This is a genomic window from Pseudomonas sp. P4_D7, assembly GCF_056401755.1.
In genome coordinates, this window is the sequence record NZ_JBFUIR010000032.1 from 26,066 (window position 1) to 46,446 (window position 20,381).

The following is a 20,381-nucleotide window of genomic DNA, read 5'->3' on the forward strand; positions in this document are numbered from 1 at the left end:
TAACCCAGTTAAATCAACACGCAAACCCTCTGTTCGTGGCGCGCCTACATCTCGTTTCGTACAAGCCTGAAAGCAAAGGGAAAAGCGCCAAACTCAAGCATTCGCGACGACTCTACGCCCGACCCCGCCCTGCGACCTTTAGACCAATGGACGAGAATCGTTGCATATGAACCATCGGCAGATTGCCAGCTACCTATGTATAATGCCGCCCGCTGACCACAGGGTCACGACGGCTGGCCTCTCTAGCACGAGACTTTCCGCCTGATTGGTCGGGTTGTTACCGCAGTCCGACTGCTTGACGCTCTACTGATGCACCCAACATCACCGCGAAGAATCTCGACATTCGGTTCATGGATGACTTTGAACGAACGCGCTTACCCGGCGCCCCTCGAGTTTCTGCGCACGCTTTAGCAAAGAAGAGAGAGTTAATCCGAATATGCCCACCCGCTCGAAGATCATCTATACCTTCACCGACGAAGCTCCAGCCCTCGCCACCTATTCCCTGCTGCCGATCATCGAGGCTTACACCGCCTCGGCCGATATCGCCGTGGAAACCCGCGATATCTCTCTTGCAGCACGTATTCTGGCCAGCTTCCCCGAGCAACTGGGCGACAAAGCCGTAGCCGACCACCTCGCCGAACTGGGCGACCTGGCCGTTACGCCTGAAGCCAACATCATCAAGCTGCCGAACATCAGCGCTTCGGTGCCACAGCTGCAAGCCGCGATCAAAGAGCTGCAAGCTCAGGGTTACAACCTGCCGGACTACCCGGAAACCGTGACCAGCGACGCCGACAAAGATGCCAAGGCGCGTTACGACAAGGTCAAGGGCAGTGCCGTGAACCCGGTTCTGCGTGAAGGCAACTCCGACCGTCGTGCACCGCTGTCGGTGAAGAACTACGCGCGCAAGCACCCGCACAAAATGGGCGCCTGGGCCAAAGACTCCAAGTCCCACGTCGCTCACATGAGCACCGGCGATTTCTACGGCAGCGAAAAAGCTGCCCTGATCGACGCCGCTGACGCCGTGAAGATCGAGCTGATCGCCAAGGACGGTACCGCTACCGTTCTGAAAGAAAAAACCACCGTTCAGGCTGGCGAGATCCTCGACTGCGCCGTGATGAGCAAAAACGCCCTGCGCGCGTTCATCGCTGCTGAAATCGAAAGCGCCAAGGCGCAAGGCGTGCTGCTGTCGGTTCACCTGAAAGCGACCATGATGAAGGTCTCCGACCCGATCATGTTCGGCCAGATCGTTGCCGAGTTCTATAAAGACGCCCTGACCAAGCACGCTGACGTGCTGGCCGAGATCGGCTTCAACCTGAACAACGGCATCGGCGATCTGTACGCGCGCATCAAAGCCCTGCCGGCCGAGCAGCAAGCGCAGATCGAAGCCGACATGGCCGCCGTCTACGCTGCTCGTCCATCGCTGGCGATGGTCAACTCCGACAAAGGCATCACCAACCTGCACGTGCCGAGCGACGTGATCGTCGACGCCTCGATGCCGGCAATGATCCGTGACTCCGGCAAAATGTGGGGCACTGACGGTCAGCTGCACGACACCAAGGCTGTGATCCCGGATCGTTGCTACGCGACCATCTACCAGGCCGTGATCGAAGATTGCAAAGCCAATGGCGCTTTCGATCCGACCACCATGGGCAGCGTGCCAAACGTTGGCCTGATGGCGAAGAAAGCCGAAGAGTACGGCTCGCACGACAAGACCTTCCAGATCAAGGCTGACGGCGTGGTTCGCGTCACCGACAGCAAGGGCAACCTGCTGATGGAACAGGCTGTTGAAGCCGGCGACATCTTCCGCATGTGCCAGACCAAAGACGCGCCGATCCAGGACTGGGTCAAACTGGCCGTCAACCGTGCTCGCGCGAGCAGCACGCCAGCGATCTTCTGGCTGGATCCGATGCGCGCTCACGATGGCGTAGTGATCGAGAAAGTTCAGGCTTACCTGAAGGATCACGACACCACCGGTCTGGACATCCAGATCATGGCGCCGGTCGACGCCATGAAGTACACCTTGCAGCGCACCCGCGAAGGCAAGGACACCATTTCGGTGACCGGCAACGTACTGCGCGACTACCTGACCGACCTGTTCCCGATCATGGAACTGGGCACCAGCGCCAAGATGCTGTCGATCGTGCCGCTGATGAACGGCGGTGGCCTGTTCGAAACCGGCGCCGGCGGTTCGGCACCGAAGCACGTGCAGCAACTGGTTGAAGAGAACTTCCTGCGCTGGGATTCGCTGGGCGAGTTCCTCGCACTGGCAGCGTCCCTTGAGCACCTGGGTGTGAACTACAACAACCCGAAAGCCTTGGTGCTGTCGAAAACCCTGGATCAGGCCACCGGCCAGTTCCTCGACAACAACAAGTCGCCATCGCGCAAAGTCGGCAACATCGACAACCGCGGCAGCCACTTCTATCTGGCGATGTACTGGGCCCAGGCCCTGGCTGCCCAGACTGAAGACGCTGCACTGCAAGCGCAGTTCGCGACTCTGGCCAAGACTCTGACCGAGAACGAAGCAACCATCGTTGCCGAGCTCAACGCCGTTCAGGGCAAGCCAGTCGACATCGGCGGTTACTACCACGCCAATGCCGAGCTGATCAGCAAGGCCATGCGCCCAAGCGCAACCCTCAACGCGGCGATTGCTGCGCTGGTTTAAGGTTGTAGCGCTGTAAACGAACCCCGGCCCTGTGCCGGGGTTTGTGTTTCCAGAGCTCACACAATTCCCCTGTGGGAGCGCGAAGGCGGCGAGTCAGTCAACGAAAATGTTGAATGATAAACCGCATTCGCGAGCAAGCTCGCTCCCACAATGGGAATGGGTTTCAACCAATAGATTGAGGAAGGTTTTATGGAATGGCTCCCCCACATTACCGTCGCCACCATCGTCGAGGACAACGGCCGCTTCCTGATGGTCGAGGAACACAAGGCTGGGCGTAACGTGCTCAACCAGCCCGCCGGCCATCTCGACCCGGACGAAACCCTGATCGACGCCGCCGTGCGCGAGACCCTCGAAGAAACMGGCTGGGACGTCGAACCTACCGGCGTGATCGGCATTTACTTGTACACCGCACCGAGCAACGGCGTGACTTACCAGCGCGTGTGCTTCAGCGCCAAAGCCGTGCAACACCACCCCGATTACCAACTCGACGACGGCATCGTCGGCGCCAAGTGGCTGACCCGCGACGAATTAATCGCCCAGCGCGACAACTGGCGCAGCGAGCTGATCATCCGTTGCATCGACGATTATCTGGCCGGCCATCACTTCAGCCTCGAACTGATCCGCCCTTCTCTTTAGCCTTGAGGCCGCGAGCCTGCTAGAATCGCGTCCTTTTTCAAGACACTCATTGAATCCCTATGCGTGATCCAGCCCCTTCTGACACATCCAAGAAGCGCGTCATTGTCGGCATGTCCGGCGGCGTGGACTCTTCCGTTTCCGCTCTCCTGCTGATCGAGCAGGGTTACGAGGTGGAAGGCCTGTTCATGAAGAACTGGGAAGAAGACGACGGAACGGAATACTGCACCGCCATGGACGACCTGGCGGATGCTCAGGCTGTCTGCGACAAGATCGGCATCAAGCTGCACACCGCCAACTTCGCTGCTGAATACTGGGACAACGTGTTCGAGCACTTCCTGGCCGAATACAAGGCCGGCCGTACGCCGAACCCGGACATCCTGTGTAACCGCGAGATCAAGTTCAAGGCGTTCCTCGACTACGCCATGATGCTCGGCGCCGACCTGATTGCCACCGGCCACTACGTGCGCCGCCGCGACATTGATGGTCGTACCGAACTGCTCAAAGGCCTCGATCCGAACAAGGATCAGAGCTACTTCCTGCACGCCGTCGGCGGTGAACAGATCGCCAAGACCCTGTTCCCGGTCGGCGAACTGGAAAAGCCGGAAGTGCGCGCAATTGCCGAGAAATACGAGCTGGCCACCGCCAAGAAGAAGGACTCCACCGGGATCTGCTTCATCGGCGAGCGTCGCTTCAGCGACTTCCTCAAGCAATACCTGCCGGCGCAACCGGGCGAGATCAAGACCACCGAAGGTGAAGTCATCGGCCGTCACCACGGCTTGATGTACCACACCATCGGTCAGCGCCAAGGTCTGGGCATCGGCGGTTTGAAAGATGCCGGTGACGAGCCGTGGTACGTGCTGCGCAAGGACCTGGACAGCAACGAGCTGATCGTCGGCCAAGGCAACAACCATCCATGGCTGTTCTCCGGCGCCCTGCTTGCTTCGGAAATCTATTGGGTCAACCCGATCGACCTGAGCCAGCCGCTGCGCCTGACCGCGAAAGTGCGTTATCGCCAGAGCGATCAAGCCTGCACCCTGGAAAAAACCGCCAACGGCTACCGTGCCGTGTTCGATGAACCGCAACGCGCGGTGACGCCGGGTCAGTCCGTGGTGTTCTACGACGGTGAAATCTGCCTCGGTGGCGGCGTGATCGAAGTGGCCGAGCCGTGGAGCGGCCAGGCATGAGCCCGACTCAGGAGCAACTGACGGCGCTCGGCGGCGTGTTTCTCGCCGCCGTGCTGGTCGACCGGATCGCCAAGACCGGCCAGACCAGCGAGGCCGGCCTGAGCTGCATGCTCGGCAGCCTGCTCGTGCGCGACCCGAAGGACACGCTGGACGTGTACGGCGGCGACGACATCAATTTGCGCGAAGGTTACCGTGCACTGATTGGCGCCCTTGAACGCGACCCGAGCACGCTGCAACGCGAGCCGCTGCGTTATGCCCTGTCGATGCTCGGCCTGGAACGTCAACTGGCCAAGCGCAACGACATGCTCGACATCATCGGCAAGCGCTTGCCGCAGATCCAGTCGCAGGTCGAGCATTTCGGCCCGGCCCACGAAAACGTGGTCGCGGCTTGCGGCGCGCTGTATCAGGACACCCTGAGCACCTTGCGCCAACGCATTCAGGTGCATGGCGACATGCGCAATCTGCAGCAGCCAAGCAACGCCTCGAAAATTCGCGCCCTGCTGCTTGCCGGCATTCGTTCAGCGCGCCTGTGGCGGCAGCTCGGCGGGCATCGCTGGCAGCTGGTGATCAGCCGGCGCAAGCTGCTCAAAGAGCTGTATCCGTTGATGCGCAGCGAGTAAATCGCCCTGCAATAGAAGCTTTGTAGTCTGTAACGCGTAATACGCCGGTCAGTTGGCAACGGACCGGCGGATTTTTTCATGTATGATACGCGCCCCATTTCGTTGCCCGACTGTCCGAGAACACCCCATGCAGCTTTCTTCGCTCACTGCGGTTTCCCCTGTTGACGGCCGCTACGCCGGCAAAACCCAGGCCCTGCGCCCGATTTTCAGCGAGTACGGCCTGATCCGTGCCCGTGTTCTGGTTGAAGTGCGCTGGCTCCAGCGTCTGGCCGTCCACGCTGGCATCCCTGAAGTGCCAGCCTTCTCCGCCGAGGCCAACGCCGTTCTCAATGAACTGGCTGAAAACTTCTCGCTGGAGCACGCCGAGCGCGTCAAAGAGATCGAGCGCACCACCAACCACGACGTCAAAGCGATCGAATACCTGCTCAAAGAGCAGGCGGCCAAGCTGCCGGAGCTGGCCAAGGTCAGCGAGTTCATCCACTTTGCCTGCACCAGCGAAGACATCAACAACCTGTCCCACGCCCTGATGCTGCGCGAAGGCCGTGACGACGTGATGCTGCCGCTGATGCGCCAGACCGCCAACGCGATCCGCGAACTGGCCATCCGTTTCGCTGACGTGCCAATGCTGTCGCGCACCCACGGTCAACCAGCCTCGCCAACCACTCTGGGTAAAGAGCTGGCGAACGTGGTTTACCGTCTCGAGCGTCAGATCGCTCAGGTCGCTGCCGTACCGCTGCTGGGCAAGATCAACGGCGCTGTCGGCAACTACAACGCCCACCTGTCGGCCTACCCGCAGATCGACTGGGAAGCCAACGCCCGCGCCTTCATCGAAGACGAACTGGGCCTGGGCTTCAACCCGTACACCACGCAGATCGAACCGCACGACTACATCGCCGAACTGTTCGACGCGATCGCGCGCTTCAACACCATCCTGATCGACTTCGACCGTGACATCTGGGGCTACATCTCCCTGGGTTATTTCAAGCAGCGCACTATCGCTGGCGAAATCGGTTCGTCGACCATGCCGCACAAGGTCAACCCGATCGACTTCGAAAACTCCGAAGGCAACCTGGGCATCGCCAACGCACTGTTCCAGCACCTGGCGAGCAAACTGCCGATCTCCCGCTGGCAGCGCGACCTGACCGACTCCACCGTCCTGCGCAACCTCGGTGTCGGCTTCGCCCACAGCGTGATCGCCTACGAAGCCAGCCTCAAAGGCATCAGCAAACTGGAGCTCAACGAGCAGAAGATTGCCGCTGACCTCGACGCTTGCTGGGAAGTATTGGCTGAGCCGATCCAGACCGTGATGCGCCGCTACAACATCGAAAACCCGTACGAGAAGCTGAAAGAACTGACCCGCGGCAAGGGCATCAGCCCTGAAGCGTTGCAGACTTTCATCGACGGCCTGGACATGCCAGCGCAAGCGAAAGCCGAGCTCAAGCAACTGACTCCGGCCAACTACATCGGCAACGCTGTAGCGCAARCCAAACGCATCTGATCGACCGCTTGATCCGTTTGAGACGCCCGGCCGCGCCGGGCGTTTTTATTCCCGTCTGAAAAGTGCTTTTTTTCAATAGGTTACATATGAATTCCGATATTCCTCTTCAACTTCTGGGCGGCCTCACAGCACGCGAATTCCTGCGCGACTACTGGCAGAAAAAGCCACTGCTGATCCGTCAGGCGATTCCTGACTTCGAAAGCCCGATCGACGCCGACGAACTGGCCGGCCTGGCCCTGGAAGAAGAAGTCGAATCGCGCCTGGTGATCGAGCACGGCGAGCGTCCATGGGAACTGCGTCGCGGCCCGTTCGCTGAAGACGAATTCAGCAAATTGCCGGAAAAAGAGTGGACCCTGCTGGTTCAAGCCGTCGACCAATTCGTCCCGGAAGTCAGCGAATTGCTGGAAAACTTCCGTTTCCTGCCGAGCTGGCGCGTCGACGACGTGATGATCAGCTTCGCCGCCCCGGGTGGCAGCGTCGGCCCGCACTTCGACAACTACGACGTGTTCCTGCTGCAAGGCCACGGCAAGCGCAACTGGAAAATCGGCCAGATGTGCGATTCCGAGAGCCCGCTGCTGCAACACGCGGACCTGCGCATCCTCGCTGAATTCCACGAGACCGAAGAATGGGTCCTGGAACCGGGCGACATGCTCTACCTGCCGCCGCGCTTGGCGCACTGCGGTGTCGCGGTCGATAACTGCATGACCTACTCGGTCGGCTTCCGCGCACCAAGCGCTTCCGAAGTGCTGACTCACTTCACCGACTTCCTCAGCCAGTTCCTGACTGATGAAGAGCGCTACACCGACGCCGACGCACAGCCTGCAGCCGATCCACACCAGATTCAGCACGATGCACTGGATCGCCTGAAAGCCCTGCTTGCCGAACACATGAGCGACGAGCGGCTGCTGCTGACTTGGTTCGGCCAGTACATGACCGAGCCGCGCTACCCGGAACTGGTGGCCGGCCCGGAAGAAATCGAAGAAGAAGATTTCCTCGCTGCCCTGCAGGATGGCGCCATTCTGATCCGCAATCCGAGCGCACGCCTGGCCTGGTCGGAAGTCGATGACGACCTGCTGCTGTTTGCCAGCGGCCAGAGCCGTTACCTGCCGGGCAAGCTGCGCGAACTGCTGAAGCTGATCTGCGCCGCCGACGCCCTGCACACCGACAACCTCGGTGAGTGGCTGAACGACGAAGACGCTTGCGGCCTGCTGTGCCAGCTGGTCAAGCAAGGGAGCCTGGGGTTCGCCGATGAATAAGATTCGCGTACGTGTCGCAGACTGGCAGAAGGACATCGCCGAGATCCGGCGCATTCGTGAAACGGTGTTCATCGCCGAGCAATCGGTGCCACCTGAGCTGGAATGGGACGCGGACGACGCGACCGCCGTGCATTTTCTGGCGTTTGAAGGCGACTTTCCGATCGGTACTGCGCGCCTGCTGCCTGACGGGCACATTGGCCGCGTTTCGGTACTGAAAGACTGGCGCGGGATGAAGGTGGGTGATGCGCTGATGCAAGCGGTGATTGCTGAAGCGGAAGAACGCGGCCTGAAGCAGCAAATGCTCAGCGCTCAGGTGCAGGCCACGGCGTTCTATGAGCGCCTCGGCTTCAGCCTGATCAGCGAGGAATTCCTCGAAGCCGGGATTCCGCATGTCGACATGGTTCGGCATTCGGGTTGAGCTCTGCCCTGATCGTTCCCACGCTCTGCGTGGGAATGCCTCTCGGGACGCTCCGCGTCCCTTGCGGCATGTGACGCAGAGCGTCACTGGCTGCATTCCCACGCAGAGCGTGGGAACGATCACGCCCCGACATCAACCGATGCCGGGGCGTTTTACTGTCTACGATTCAACTTGCCCCACCCAAGGCCGACAAACTGGCAATATCAAGACTTTCGAAAGCGGAGATAACGGACATGTCCCTACGCACCCTGCTCACCACCCTGCTGCTCGGTTGCAGTTTTTCGGTGATGGCAGCCACAGAAATCGTGCCCCTCAATTACCGCACCAGTACTGACATGCTGCCGATGGCGCAAGACTTCCTCGGCAAGGACGGTCAGGTCAGCGCCTATGGCAACCAACTGATCATCAAGGCTGAGCCGGACAAGATCCAGGAGCTCAAGGCGCTGATCACCCAACTGGACACGGCGCCCAAGCGTCTGCTGATCACCGTCGACACCAATGAAAACAATGGCCGTGGCGACGAAGGTTATTCGGTCAACGGCGCCCAGCCGAACCAGACCCGCATCATCAGCCGCAGCACCGCCAGTCGCGACGGCGGCGTGCAGCAGGTGCAGGCCACCGACGGCATGCCGGCGCTGATTCAAGTCGGTCAAAGTGTGCCGATCACCAGCAGCCAGACCAATTCCTATGGCGATTACAGCAGCCAGACCCAATACCGCAACGTCACCCAGGGTTTCTATGTCACCGCCAGCGTCACCGGCGACATCGTTCACCTGGCAATCAGTACCAACCGTGACCGCATGAGCCAGGAACGTCCCGATGTAGTGAACGTGCAAAGCACCGACACAACGGTCAGCGGGCGCCTTGGTGAGTGGATCACCCTCGCTGGCGTGAATCGCCAGACTCAGGCCGACAAACAGGGCCTGACCCGCAGCTACTCGACTCAAGGCCGGGATGACATGACCTTGCGGGTCAAAGTCGACGCCCTGGACTAAAGCACCGAAAACTGACTGATTAGTCGTATTAGACGAAAGATGTAGTGCTTGAAAAAAAGCACTACAAAACGTTTGACGGGGTAAAAAAGCGAAGGCATGATGGCCTCGCTCCCGCTAATCAGAGGCCCTGGCAAGGGCCTTCGAAGCGATGTTCGCACCTACCCCGCGAACCGCTTCGTGTCTGTACCGCCCACAAGGTGTGTTTGACGAGGTTGCCGACTGGAACGAAGTTGTCCCGAGGGACGGAAGCGTAATTAGGTAACCCGGCTTCACACTGTAGACCGTATAAAGGCCCACGACGCCCGAATGCGCCCGCAGTCCGCCACTACCTGCTCACTTCCCCTCGAGCCTATCGTTCATCCCGTCGCCTACCCCGCCGAATCCGACTTGACCACCTAAGCTTCTGGTCAGCGAGCGCAGGAATTTTCCACCGCAGAACAACTTTTCATAAAGACGCGACGAGGTTTATCTCCATGGCACTGACACGCGAACAGCAAATTGCAGCCCTCGAAAAAGACTGGGCTGAAAACCCGCGCTGGAAAGGCGTGACACGCACTTACTCCGCTGCTGACGTCGTCCGTCTGCGTGGCTCGGTTCAACCTGAGCACACCTTTGCAAAAATGGGCGCCGAGAAGCTGTGGAACCTGGTCACCCAGGGTGCCAAGCCTTCCTTCCGTCCTGAGAAAGATTTCGTCAACTGCATGGGCGCCCTGACCGGTGGCCAGGCTGTTCAGCAGGTTAAAGCCGGCATCCAGGCGATCTACCTGTCGGGCTGGCAGGTTGCTGCGGACAACAACTCCGCAGAATCCATGTACCCGGACCAGTCGCTGTACCCGGTGGACTCGGTGCCAACCGTGGTCAAGCGCATCAACAACTCGTTCCGTCGTGCTGACCAGATCCAATGGAAAGCCGGCAAGAACCCGGGCGACGATGGCTACATCGACTACTTCGCGCCGATCGTGGCTGACGCCGAAGCCGGTTTCGGTGGCGTGCTGAACGCCTACGAGCTGATGAAGAGCATGATCGAAGCAGGCGCCGCCGGCGTTCACTTCGAAGACCAACTGGCTTCCGTGAAAAAATGCGGTCACATGGGCGGTAAAGTACTGGTTCCAACTCAGGAAGCCGTACAGAAGCTGACCGCTGCTCGTCTGGCTGCTGACGTTGCCGGTACCCCGACCATCATTCTGGCCCGTACCGACGCGAACGCTGCTGACCTGCTGACATCCGATTGCGACCCGTACGACCAGCCGTTCGTGACTGGCGAGCGCACTCAGGAAGGTTTCTACAAGGTTCGTGCTGGCCTGGATCAAGCCATCGCCCGTGGCCTGGCTTACGCGCCATACGCCGACCTGATCTGGTGCGAAACTGCCAAGCCGGATCTGGACGAAGCCCGTCGCTTCGCCGAAGCGATCAAAAAGGAATACCCGGACCAACTGCTGTCGTACAACTGCTCGCCTTCCTTCAACTGGAAGAAAAACCTGGACGACGCGACCATCGCCAAGTTCCAGCGCGAACTGTCCGCCATGGGTTACAAGCACCAGTTCATCACCCTGGCCGGCATTCACAACATGTGGCACAGCATGTTCAACCTGGCGCACGACTACGCCCGCAACGACATGACTGCCTACGTGAAGCTGCAGGAGCAGGAATTCGCTGACGCCGCCAAGGGTTACACCTTCGTGGCTCACCAGCAGGAAGTGGGCACCGGCTACTTCGACGACATGACCACTGTGATCCAGGGTGGCTCGTCCTCGGTAACCGCACTGACCGGTTCGACCGAAGAAGAACAGTTCCACTGATTCTGCTTCGCTGAGCAAACGGCCTTTGCGGATCGTATAGAAAGCTAACCGCAGAGCCGCAAAACTGACGCCCCGACTGGTTCGGGGCGTTTTTTTTGCCCGAGACAATCTCCCATACGCCACAACCCCCCTGTGGGAGCGAGCTTGCTCGCGAAGGCGTCATGTCAGTCACTATCCATGTCGAATGATGAACCGCATTCGCGAGCAAGCTCGCTCCCACAGGAAAAGCGTCAGCCGCGAATCAAAACATTGATCCAGAGCGGTACAACCGTCAGAAAAATCCGCTAAAACGGGCGCCGTCGCTAATTGCAGTAACGTGCAAGTAAGACAACTTCCCAACTGACATCCCGTTAAACAGTTACAAAACGCCCGCAAACGATATCAATTATCATTTAGCGGCAACTATGTTCGTTACATTCCCTACAAAACATTATTTGCATAAACCCGCCTAATGCCCGCAACGCATGGGCTGCAGGGCATTGGAGATGCGCTATGTCCTTATTCCAATAAATAATTTCGCTATAGGAATTTTACTTGCAGGGTGTTTAGCCATAAAATCAGCGCGATTGATTGCTGCGACATATCGTCACTGCCTATTTCTTTATCAAGCTCAGAGACCTTTGCTCTCTGTTAAGGATTACCAGCATGCCCGAAGCGACAGGACTCATGGCCCACAACTGGGGCTTTGCCATTTTCCTTCTGGGTGTCGTCGGCCTGTGTGCCTTCATGCTTGGCGTCTCCAGCCTCCTCGGGTCAAAAGCCTGGGGCCGCAGCAAAAACGAACCGTTCGAGTCGGGCATGCTACCTACCGGTGGCGCCCGCTTGCGGCTCTCAGCCAAATTCTATCTGGTCGCGATGCTCTTCGTGATCTTCGATATCGAAGCCCTCTTTCTCTTTGCATGGTCTGTGTCCGTCCGCGAAAGCGGCTGGACCGGATTCGTCGAAGCTCTCGTTTTCATAGCAATTCTGTTGGCAGGTCTTGTCTACCTGTTCCGAGTGGGCGCCCTTGACTGGGCTCCGGAAGCTCGTCGCAAGCGGCAGGCGAAGCTGAAACAATGAGGCTTTGGCAATGCAATACAATCTCACCAGGATCGACCCCGATGCTCCTAACGAGCAATATCCGATTGGCGAACGGGAAACCGTTTCCGATCCGTTAGAAGATCAAGTTCACAAAAACATTTTCATGGGCAAGCTGGAAGACGTGCTGAGTGGCGCGGTCAACTGGGGGCGTAAAAACTCCCTGTGGCCGTACAACTTCGGCCTGTCGTGCTGCTACGTGGAAATGACCACCGCCTTCACGGCGCCCCACGACATCGCGCGCTTTGGCGCCGAAGTGATCCGGGCATCGCCGCGTCAGGCCGACTTCATGGTTATCGCCGGCACCTGCTTCATCAAGATGGCGCCGATCATTCAGCGTCTCTACGAGCAAATGCTCGAACCAAAGTGGGTTATCTCCATGGGTTCGTGCGCCAACTCCGGCGGCATGTACGACATCTACTCTGTGGTTCAAGGGGTGGACAAGTTCCTGCCCGTGGACGTCTACGTACCTGGCTGCCCGCCCCGTCCGGAAGCATTTCTGCAAGGCTTGATGCTGTTGCAGGAATCGATTGGACAGGAGCGTCGTCCGCTTTCCTGGGTCGTTGGTGATCAAGGCGTGTATCGCGCCGACATGCCTTCGCAGAAGGAACAGCGCCGCGAACAGCGAATCGCAGTCACCAACCTGCGCAGCCCTGACGAAGTCTGATCCAGATCTGTTCTGAAATAGAAACGAGAAGCTGGCTTCATTCTTTACGTTGACCGAAAGCGAAAAAATAACCATGACTACAGGCAGCGCTCTGTACATCCCGCCTTATAAGGCAGACGACCAGGATGTGGTCGTCGAATTGAACAACCGTTTTGGCCCGGAGGCGTTCACCGCCCAGCCGACCCGCACCGGTATGCCGGTGCTGTGGGTGGCGCGTGCCAGACTCGTCGAAGTCCTGACCTTCCTGCGCAATCTGCCCAAGCCGTACGTCATGCTCTATGACCTGCACGGCGTGGACGAGCGTCTGCGCACCAAGCGTCAAGGGCTGCCATCGGACGCCGAGTTCACCGTGTTCTATCACCTCATGTCGCTCGAGCGTAATAGTGACGTGATGATCAAGGTTGCCTTGTCCGAGAGCGACCTCAGCTTGCCGACCGTCACCAGCATCTGGCCGAACGCCAACTGGTACGAGCGTGAAGTCTGGGACATGTTCGGCATCGACTTCAAAGGTCACCCGCACCTGTCGCGCATCATGATGCCGCCGACCTGGGAAGGTCACCCGCTGCGCAAGGACTTCCCGGCGCGCGCCACCGAATTCGATCCGTACAGCCTCAACCTCGCCAAGCAACAGCTTGAGGAAGAAGCCGCGCGCTTCCGTCCGGAAGACTGGGGCATGAAGCGTTCCGGCCCGAACGAGGACTACATGTTCCTCAACCTCGGCCCGAACCACCCTTCTGCGCACGGTGCGTTCCGCATCATTCTGCAACTGGACGGTGAAGAGATCGTCGACTGCGTGCCGGACATCGGTTACCACCACCGTGGTGCCGAGAAGATGGCCGAGCGTCAGTCCTGGCACAGTTTCATCCCGTACACCGACCGTATCGACTACCTCGGCGGCGTGATGAACAACCTGCCGTACGTGCTCTCGGTCGAGAAGCTGGCCGGCATCAAGGTGCCTGAGAAGGTCGACGTCATCCGCATCATGATGGCCGAGTTCTTCCGGATCACCAGCCACCTGCTGTTCCTCGGGACTTACATCCAGGACGTCGGCGCCATGACTCCGGTGTTCTTCACCTTCACCGACCGCCAGAAGGCGTACACGGTGATTGAAGCCATTACCGGTTTCCGTCTGCACCCGGCCTGGTACCGCATCGGTGGCGTCGCGCACGACCTGCCACGCGGCTGGGAAAAACTGGTGAAAGACTTCGTTGAATGGCTGCCAAAACGCCTCGACGAATACACCAAGGCTGCCCTGCAGAACAGCATCCTCAAGGGTCGTACCATCGGCGTCGCCCAGTACAACACCAAAGAAGCCCTGGAATGGGGTGTCACCGGTGCTGGCCTGCGTTCGACCGGTTGCGATTTCGACCTGCGTAAAGCGCGTCCGTACTCCGGCTACGAGAACTTCGAGTTCGAAGTACCGCTGGCTGCCAACGGCGATGCCTACGACCGCTGCATGGTTCGCGTCGAAGAGATGCGCCAGAGCATCAAGATCATCGACCAGTGCATGCGCAACATGCCGGAAGGCCCGTACAAGGCGGATCACCCGCTGACCACGCCGCCACCGAAAGAGCGCACGCTGCAGCACATCGAAACCCTGATCACGCACTTCCTGCAAGTTTCGTGGGGCCCGGTGATGCCGGCCAACGAATCCTTCCAGATGATCGAAGCGACCAAGGGCATCAACAGTTATTACCTGACGAGCGACGGCGGCACTATGAGCTACCGTACCCGGATCCGCACTCCAAGCTTCCCGCATCTGCAACAGATCCCTTCGGTGATCAAAGGCAGCATGGTCGCGGACATGATTGCGTACCTGGGTAGTATCGATTTCGTTATGGCCGACGTGGACCGCTAAGCATGAACAGCACGCTTATCCAGACAGACCGTTTCACCCTCAGTRAAACCGAGCGCTCGGCCATCGAGCACGAGCTGCATCACTACGAAGACCCGCGCGCGGCGTCGATCGAAGCCCTGAAGATCGTTCAGAAAGAACGCGGCTGGGTGCCGGATGGCGCCTTGTACGCGATCGGCGAGATCCTCGGCATCCCGGCCAGCGACGTTGAAGGTGTGGCGACGTTCTACAGCCAGATTTTCCGTCAGCCGGTTGGCCGTCACATCATTCGCGTCTGCGACAGCATGGTCTGCTACATCGGTGGCCACGAGTCGGTGGTCAGCGAAATCCAGAACAATCTGGGCATCGGCCTGGGTCAGACCACCACCGACGGTCGTTTCACCCTGCTGCCTGTCTGCTGCCTCGGCAACTGCGACAAGGCACCGGCGCTGATGATCGACGACGACACCTTTGGTGATGTGCAGCCTGCTGGCGTCGCCAAACTGCTCGAGGGCTACGTATGACCCTGACATCTTTCGGTCCTGCCAACCGCATTCAGCGTTCGGCCGAGACTCACCCGCTGACCTGGCGTCTGCGTGACGACGGCGAAGCCGTGTGGCTCGACGAATACCAGGCCAAGAACGGTTACGCCGCGGCGCGCAAAGCCTTCGCCGACATGGATCAGGACGCCATTGTCCAGACCGTGAAAGACGCCGGCCTCAAAGGTCGCGGCGGTGCAGGCTTCCCCACGGGCGTGAAGTGGGGCCTGATGCCCAAAGACGAATCCATCAACATCCGCTACCTGCTGTGCAACGCGGATGAAATGGAGCCGAACACCTGGAAAGACCGCATGCTGATGGAGCAACTGCCCCATCTGCTGATCGAAGGCATGCTGATCAGTGCCCGCGCACTGAAAACCTACCGTGGCTACATCTTCCTGCGCGGCGAATACACCACCGCCGCCAAGCACCTCAACCGTGCCGTGGAAGAAGCCAAGGCTGCGGGCCTGCTGGGTAAAAACATTCTCGGCAGCGGCTTCGATTTCGAGCTGTTCGTCCACACCGGCGCCGGGCGTTACATCTGCGGTGAAGAAACCGCACTGATCAACTCCCTCGAAGGCCGCCGCGCCAACCCGCGCTCCAAGCCGCCCTTCCCTGCCGCAGTCGGCGTGTGGGGCAAGCCGACCTGCGTGAACAACGTCGAAACCCTGTGCAACGTGCCGGCGATCATTGCCGACGGCGTTGACTGGTACAAATCGTTGGCGCGCGAAGGCAGCGAAGACATGGGCACCAAGCTCATGGGCTTCTCCGGCAAAGTGAAAAACCCGGGGCTGTGGGAGCTGCCATTCGGCGTCACCGGTCGCGAGTTGTTCGAAGACTACGCCGGCGGCATGCGCGACGGCTTCAAGCTCAAGGCCTGGCAGCCAGGTGGCGCCGGTACCGGTTTCCTCCTGCCAGAACATCTCGACGCACAGATGTACGCCGGCGGCATCGCCAAAGTGGGCACCCGTATGGGTACCGGCCTGGCCATGGCGGTGGATGACAGCGTCAACATGGTCTCCTTGCTGCGCAACATGGAGCAGTTCTTCGCTCGCGAGTCGTGCGGTTTCTGCACCCCGTGCCGCGATGGTCTGCCATGGAGCGTCAAGCTCTTGATGGCCATCGAACAAGGTCGCGGTCAGCCAGGCGACATCGAGACCCTGCTGGGTCTGGTCAACTTCCTCGGCCCGGGCAAGACCTTCTGTGCTCACGCACCGGGTGCCGTGGAACCGTTGGGCAGTGCCATCAAATACTTCCGTCCAGAGTTCGAAGCCGGTATCGCGCCAGTCAGCGCCGCCGTCCCGCCTCTGGCAAGGCCGATCGTAATCGGCGCGTAAACGTTTAAAAAGGCGAAGGGTCCGTGCCCTTCGCCTTTCGTCCGATGACGCCTTTCGGGGCTGACTGGATTCGGACGAATAACAAGATTCCATTAGCCACGCCCGCTGACACCGGGCCAACGAAGACCTTTGAACCATGGCCACTATCCACGTAGACGGCAAAGCGCTCGAAGTCGACGGGGCAGACAACCTGTTACAGGCATGTCTGTCGCTGGGCCTCGACATCCCTTATTTCTGCTGGCACCCCGCGCTTGGTAGCGTCGGGGCTTGCCGCCAGTGCGCGGTCAAGCAGTACACCGACGAGAACGACACCCGTGGTCGCATCGTCATGTCCTGCATGACCCCGGCCACCGACAACACCTGGATCTCCATCGACGATGAAGAATCCAAGGCGTTCCGCGCCAGTGTTGTTGAATGGCTGATGACCAACCACCCGCACGACTGCCCTGTGTGCGAAGAAGGCGGTCACTGCCACCTGCAAGACATGACGGTGATGACCGGCCACAACGAGCGCCGTTATCGCTTCACCAAACGCACCCACCAGAACCAGCAACTGGGCCCGTTCATTTCCCACGAAATGAACCGCTGCATCGCTTGCTACCGCTGCGTGCGTTTCTACAAGGATTACGCTGGCGGCACCGACCTCGGTGTATTCGGCGCCCATGACAACGTGTACTTCGGTCGCGTTGAAGACGGCACCCTCGAAAGCGAGTTCTCCGGCAACCTCACCGAGGTCTGCCCGACCGGTGTGTTCACCGACAAGACTCACTCCGAGCGCTACAACCGCAAGTGGGACATGCAATTCGCACCGAGCATCTGCCATGGCTGCTCGAGCGGTTGCAACATCTCCCCGGGCGAGCGTTACGGCGAACTGCGTCGCATCGAAAACCGTTTCAACGGTTCGGTGAACCAGTACTTCCTGTGCGACCGTGGCCGTTTCGGTTATGGCTACGTCAACCGCACCGACCGTCCACGTCAGCCACTGCTGGCCGACGGCACCAAGCTCGGTCTGGATGCTGCACTGGATAAAGCCGCTGACCTGCTGCGCGGGCGCAACATCGTCGGTATCGGTTCGCCGCGTGCCAGCCTTGAAAGCAACTATGCGTTGCGCGAACTGGTCGGCGCCGAGCACTTCTACTCGGGTATCGAAGCGTCCGAACTGGAGCGCATCCGTCTGGTCCTGCAAGTGCTGAAAGACAGCCCGCTGCCTGTGCCGAACATGCGTGACATCGAAGACCACGACGCGATTTTCGTGCTCGGTGAAGACCTGACCCAGACCGCCGCCCGTGTGGCGTTGTCGCTGCGTCAATCGGTCAAAGGCAAAGCTGAAGACATGGCCGAAGCCATGCGCGTTCAGCCTTGGCTCGACGCGGCGGTGAAGAACATCGGTCAGCACGCGCTGAACCCGCTGTTCATCGCCAGCCTGGCGGAAACCAAGCTCGACGACATTGCTGAAGAATGTGTACACGCCGCTCCAGACGATCTGGCGCGCATCGGTTTCGCCGTGGCTCACGCTCTGGACGCCAGCGCCCCTGCCGTTGAAGGTCTGGACGCCGAAGCACTGGAACTGGCCAAGCGCATCGCCGACGCCCTGCTCGCTGCCAAACGTCCGCTGATCATCGCCGGTACTTCGCTGGGCTCCAAAGCCTTGATCGAAGCCGCCGCGAACATCGCCAAGGCGCTGAAGCTGCGCGAGAAGAACGGTTCGATCAGCCTGATCGTCCCGGAAGCCAACAGCCTTGGTCTGGCCATGCTCGGTGGCGAATCGGTCGACGCGGCGCTGCAAGCTGTCATCGATGGCAAGGCTGACGCGATCGTTGTGCTGGAAAACGATCTATACACCCGCACCGCCAAAGACAAAGTCGATGCTGCACTGAACGCTGCGCAAGTGGTGATCGTTGCTGACCATCAGAAAACGGCTACCAGCGACCGCGCGCATCTGGTTCTGCCAGCCGCAAGCTTCGCTGAAGGCGACGGTACTTTGGTCAGCCAGGAAGGTCGCGCCCAGCGCTTCTTCCAGGTTTTCGACCCGCAATACATGGACGCGAGCATCCTGGTTCACGAAGGCTGGCGCTGGCTGCACGCCCTGCGCGCGACCCTGCTGAACCAGCCGATCGACTGGACGCAACTCGACCACGTCACCGCTGCCGTTGCTTCAAGCACCGAGCAACTGGCGCGTATCGTCGACGCTGCACCGTCCGCCGCGTTCCGCATCAAGGGTCTGAAACTGGCGCGTGAGCCGCTGCGTTACTCCGGTCGCACCGCGATGCGCGCCGACATCAGCGTTCACGAACCGCGCACCCCGCAAGACAAAGACACCGCGTTTGCCTTCTCCATGGAAGGTTACTCGGGCTCTGCCGAACCGCGTCAGCAGGTGCCGTTTGCCTGGTCGCCGGGCTGGAACTCGCCACAAGCGTGGAACAAGTTCCAGGACGAAGTCGGTGGTCACATTCGCGCTGGCGACCCGGGCACCCGCCTGATCGAAAGCACCGGTGATTCGCTGAACTGGTTCGCTGCAGCGCCACGTGCGTTCAACCCGGCGCCGGGTACCTGGCAAGCCGTGCCGTTCTTCCACCTGTTCGGCAGCGAAGAAAACTCTTCGAAAGCCGCACCGGTGCAAGAGCGCATTCCGGCTCCATACGTTGCTCTGGCCAAGTCCGAAGCGGATCGTCTGGGCGTCAACGACGGTGCGCTGCTGAGCCTGAACGTGGCCGGCCAGACCCTGCGTCTGCCGCTGCGCATCAATGAAGAACTGGGCGCCGGTCTGGTGGCATTGCCTGCGGGCATCGCCGGCATTCCACCGGCATTCGCCGGCGTATCCGTCGACGGTCTGCAGGAGGCAGCGCAATGACCTGGTTCACCCCTGAAGTGATCGATGTGATCCTCTCGGTCGTCAAAGCCATCGTGATTCTGCTGGCCGTGGTGGTCGCAGGCGCGTTGCTCAGCTTTGTCGAACGTCGCCTGTTGGGCTGGTGGCAGGACCGTTACGGTCCGAACCGCGTTGGTCCGTTCGGTATGTTCCAGATCGCCGCCGACATGCTGAAGATGTTCTTCAAGGAAGACTGGACCCCGCCGTTTGCCGACAAGGTGATCTTCACCCTGGCACCGGTGGTGGCGATGTCCGCCCTGCTGATCGCCTTCGCGATCATCCCGATCACCCCGACCTGGGGCGTCGCGGATCTGAACATCGGCCTGCTGTTCTTCTTCGCCATGGCCGGTCTGTCGGTCTACGCGGTGTTGTTCGCCGGCTGGTCGAGTAACAACAAGTTCGCCCTGCTCGGCAGCTTGCGTGCATCGGCGCAGACCGTGTCCTACGAAGTGTTCATGGGCCTGGCCCTGATGGGCATCGTGGTCCAGGTCGGCTCGTTCAACATGCGCGACATCGTCGAGTACCAGGCGCAGAACCTGTGGTTCATCATTCCGCAGTTCTTCGGCTTCTGTACCTTCTTCATCGCTGGCGTCGCCGTGACTCACCGTCACCCGTTCGACCAGCCGGAAGCGGAACAGGAACTGGCCGACGGGTACCACATTGAATACGCCGGTATGAAATGGGGCATGTTCTTCGTCGGTGAATACATCGGCATCATCCTGATCTCGGCGCTGCTGGTCACCCTGTTCTTCGGTGGCTGGCACGGTCCGTTCGGCATCTTGCCGCAACTGGCCTTCGTCTGGTTCGCACTGAAGACCGCGTTCTTCATCATGCTGTTCATCCTGCTGCGCGCTTCCATTCCGCGTCCGCGTTATGACCAGGTGATGGATTTCAGCTGGAAATTCTGCCTGCCACTGACCCTGATCAATTTGCTGGTGACCGCTGCGGTCGTGTTGTGGAACACGCCTGCAGTCGCGGTTCAGTGAGGAT

At 59.8% G+C, this 20,381-nt stretch carries 16 protein-coding genes; all 16 read left to right on the forward strand.

Translation table 11 applies throughout. From position 1 onward, the window contains the following. Window positions 1-436: 436 nt before the first annotated feature. On the forward strand, window positions 437-2,662 hold the full coding sequence (locus AC1DVF_RS19890) for an NADP-dependent isocitrate dehydrogenase (RefSeq protein ID WP_095124498.1): 2,226 nt from the start codon (window positions 437-439) through the stop codon (window positions 2,660-2,662). 189 nt (window positions 2,663-2,851) lie between these two features. After that, on the forward strand, window positions 2,852-3,298 hold the full coding sequence (locus tag AC1DVF_RS19895) for an NUDIX hydrolase (RefSeq protein WP_095048072.1): 447 nt from the start codon (window positions 2,852-2,854) through the stop codon (window positions 3,296-3,298). A gap of 59 nt (window positions 3,299-3,357) precedes the next feature. Next, a complete protein-coding gene (gene mnmA / locus AC1DVF_RS19900) occupies window positions 3,358-4,482 on the forward strand; it encodes a tRNA 2-thiouridine(34) synthase MnmA (protein ID WP_242207630.1) in 1,125 nt (374 codons plus the stop codon). After that, window positions 4,479-5,102 (forward strand): high frequency lysogenization protein HflD, encoded by a 624-nt coding sequence (gene hflD / locus AC1DVF_RS19905; RefSeq protein WP_016987411.1) that lies wholly within the window; start codon window positions 4,479-4,481, stop codon window positions 5,100-5,102. The genes mnmA and hflD overlap by 4 nt, the downstream gene beginning before the upstream one ends. A 127-nt stretch (window positions 5,103-5,229) precedes the next feature. Then, complete coding sequence (purB, locus tag AC1DVF_RS19910; RefSeq protein ID WP_477783021.1) at window positions 5,230-6,600, forward strand: adenylosuccinate lyase; 1,371 nt, start codon at window positions 5,230-5,232, stop codon at window positions 6,598-6,600. 86 nt (window positions 6,601-6,686) lie between these two features. Then, on the forward strand, window positions 6,687-7,856 hold the full coding sequence (locus AC1DVF_RS19915) for a ribosomal protein uL16 3-hydroxylase (RefSeq protein WP_007920198.1): 1,170 nt from the start codon (window positions 6,687-6,689) through the stop codon (window positions 7,854-7,856). Continuing rightward, window positions 7,849-8,274 (forward strand): GNAT family N-acetyltransferase, encoded by a 426-nt coding sequence (locus AC1DVF_RS19920; RefSeq protein ID WP_477783022.1) that lies wholly within the window; start codon window positions 7,849-7,851, stop codon window positions 8,272-8,274. The genes AC1DVF_RS19915 and AC1DVF_RS19920 overlap by 8 nt, the downstream gene beginning before the upstream one ends. 233 nt (window positions 8,275-8,507) lie before the next feature. Continuing rightward, the gene (locus AC1DVF_RS19925) at window positions 8,508-9,269 is read left to right on the forward strand and encodes a secretin N-terminal domain-containing protein (RefSeq protein ID WP_116256078.1); all 762 of its coding nucleotides are present in this window, start codon (window positions 8,508-8,510) and stop codon (window positions 9,267-9,269) included. 473 nt (window positions 9,270-9,742) lie between these two features. Then, complete coding sequence (gene aceA / locus AC1DVF_RS19930; protein WP_093434273.1) at window positions 9,743-11,068, forward strand: isocitrate lyase; 1,326 nt, start codon at window positions 9,743-9,745, stop codon at window positions 11,066-11,068. 645 nt (window positions 11,069-11,713) lie between these two features. Beyond that, window positions 11,714-12,127, forward strand: coding sequence for an NADH-quinone oxidoreductase subunit A (locus AC1DVF_RS19935; protein ID WP_003223812.1), 414 nt, complete (start codon window positions 11,714-11,716; stop codon window positions 12,125-12,127). Between the two features lie 10 nt (window positions 12,128-12,137). Next, window positions 12,138-12,812, forward strand: coding sequence for a NuoB/complex I 20 kDa subunit family protein (locus tag AC1DVF_RS19940; protein WP_003223809.1), 675 nt, complete (start codon window positions 12,138-12,140; stop codon window positions 12,810-12,812). A 73-nt stretch (window positions 12,813-12,885) separates the two neighbouring features. Further along, window positions 12,886-14,670: an NADH-quinone oxidoreductase subunit C/D gene (gene nuoC / locus AC1DVF_RS19945; protein WP_093434270.1), complete on the forward strand. Its 1,785-nt coding sequence runs from the start codon at window positions 12,886-12,888 to the stop codon at window positions 14,668-14,670. 2 nt (window positions 14,671-14,672) lie between these two features. Beyond that, window positions 14,673-15,170 (forward strand): NADH-quinone oxidoreductase subunit NuoE, encoded by a 498-nt coding sequence (nuoE, locus tag AC1DVF_RS19950; protein ID WP_477783023.1) that lies wholly within the window; start codon window positions 14,673-14,675, stop codon window positions 15,168-15,170. After that, window positions 15,167-16,522 carry an NADH-quinone oxidoreductase subunit NuoF gene (gene nuoF / locus AC1DVF_RS19955; RefSeq protein WP_007920184.1) on the forward strand — a complete coding sequence of 452 codons (1,356 nt, stop codon included), beginning with the start codon at window positions 15,167-15,169 and terminating at the stop codon, window positions 16,520-16,522. The genes nuoE and nuoF overlap by 4 nt, the downstream gene beginning before the upstream one ends. 136 nt (window positions 16,523-16,658) lie before the next feature. Then, a complete protein-coding gene (gene nuoG, locus AC1DVF_RS19960; protein WP_150693916.1) occupies window positions 16,659-19,373 on the forward strand; it encodes an NADH-quinone oxidoreductase subunit NuoG in 2,715 nt (904 codons plus the stop codon). Beyond that, window positions 19,370-20,377 (forward strand): NADH-quinone oxidoreductase subunit NuoH, encoded by a 1,008-nt coding sequence (nuoH, locus tag AC1DVF_RS19965; RefSeq protein WP_007920179.1) that lies wholly within the window; start codon window positions 19,370-19,372, stop codon window positions 20,375-20,377. Before nuoG ends, nuoH begins: the two co-directional genes overlap by 4 nt. Window positions 20,378-20,381: the final 4 nt, after the last annotated feature.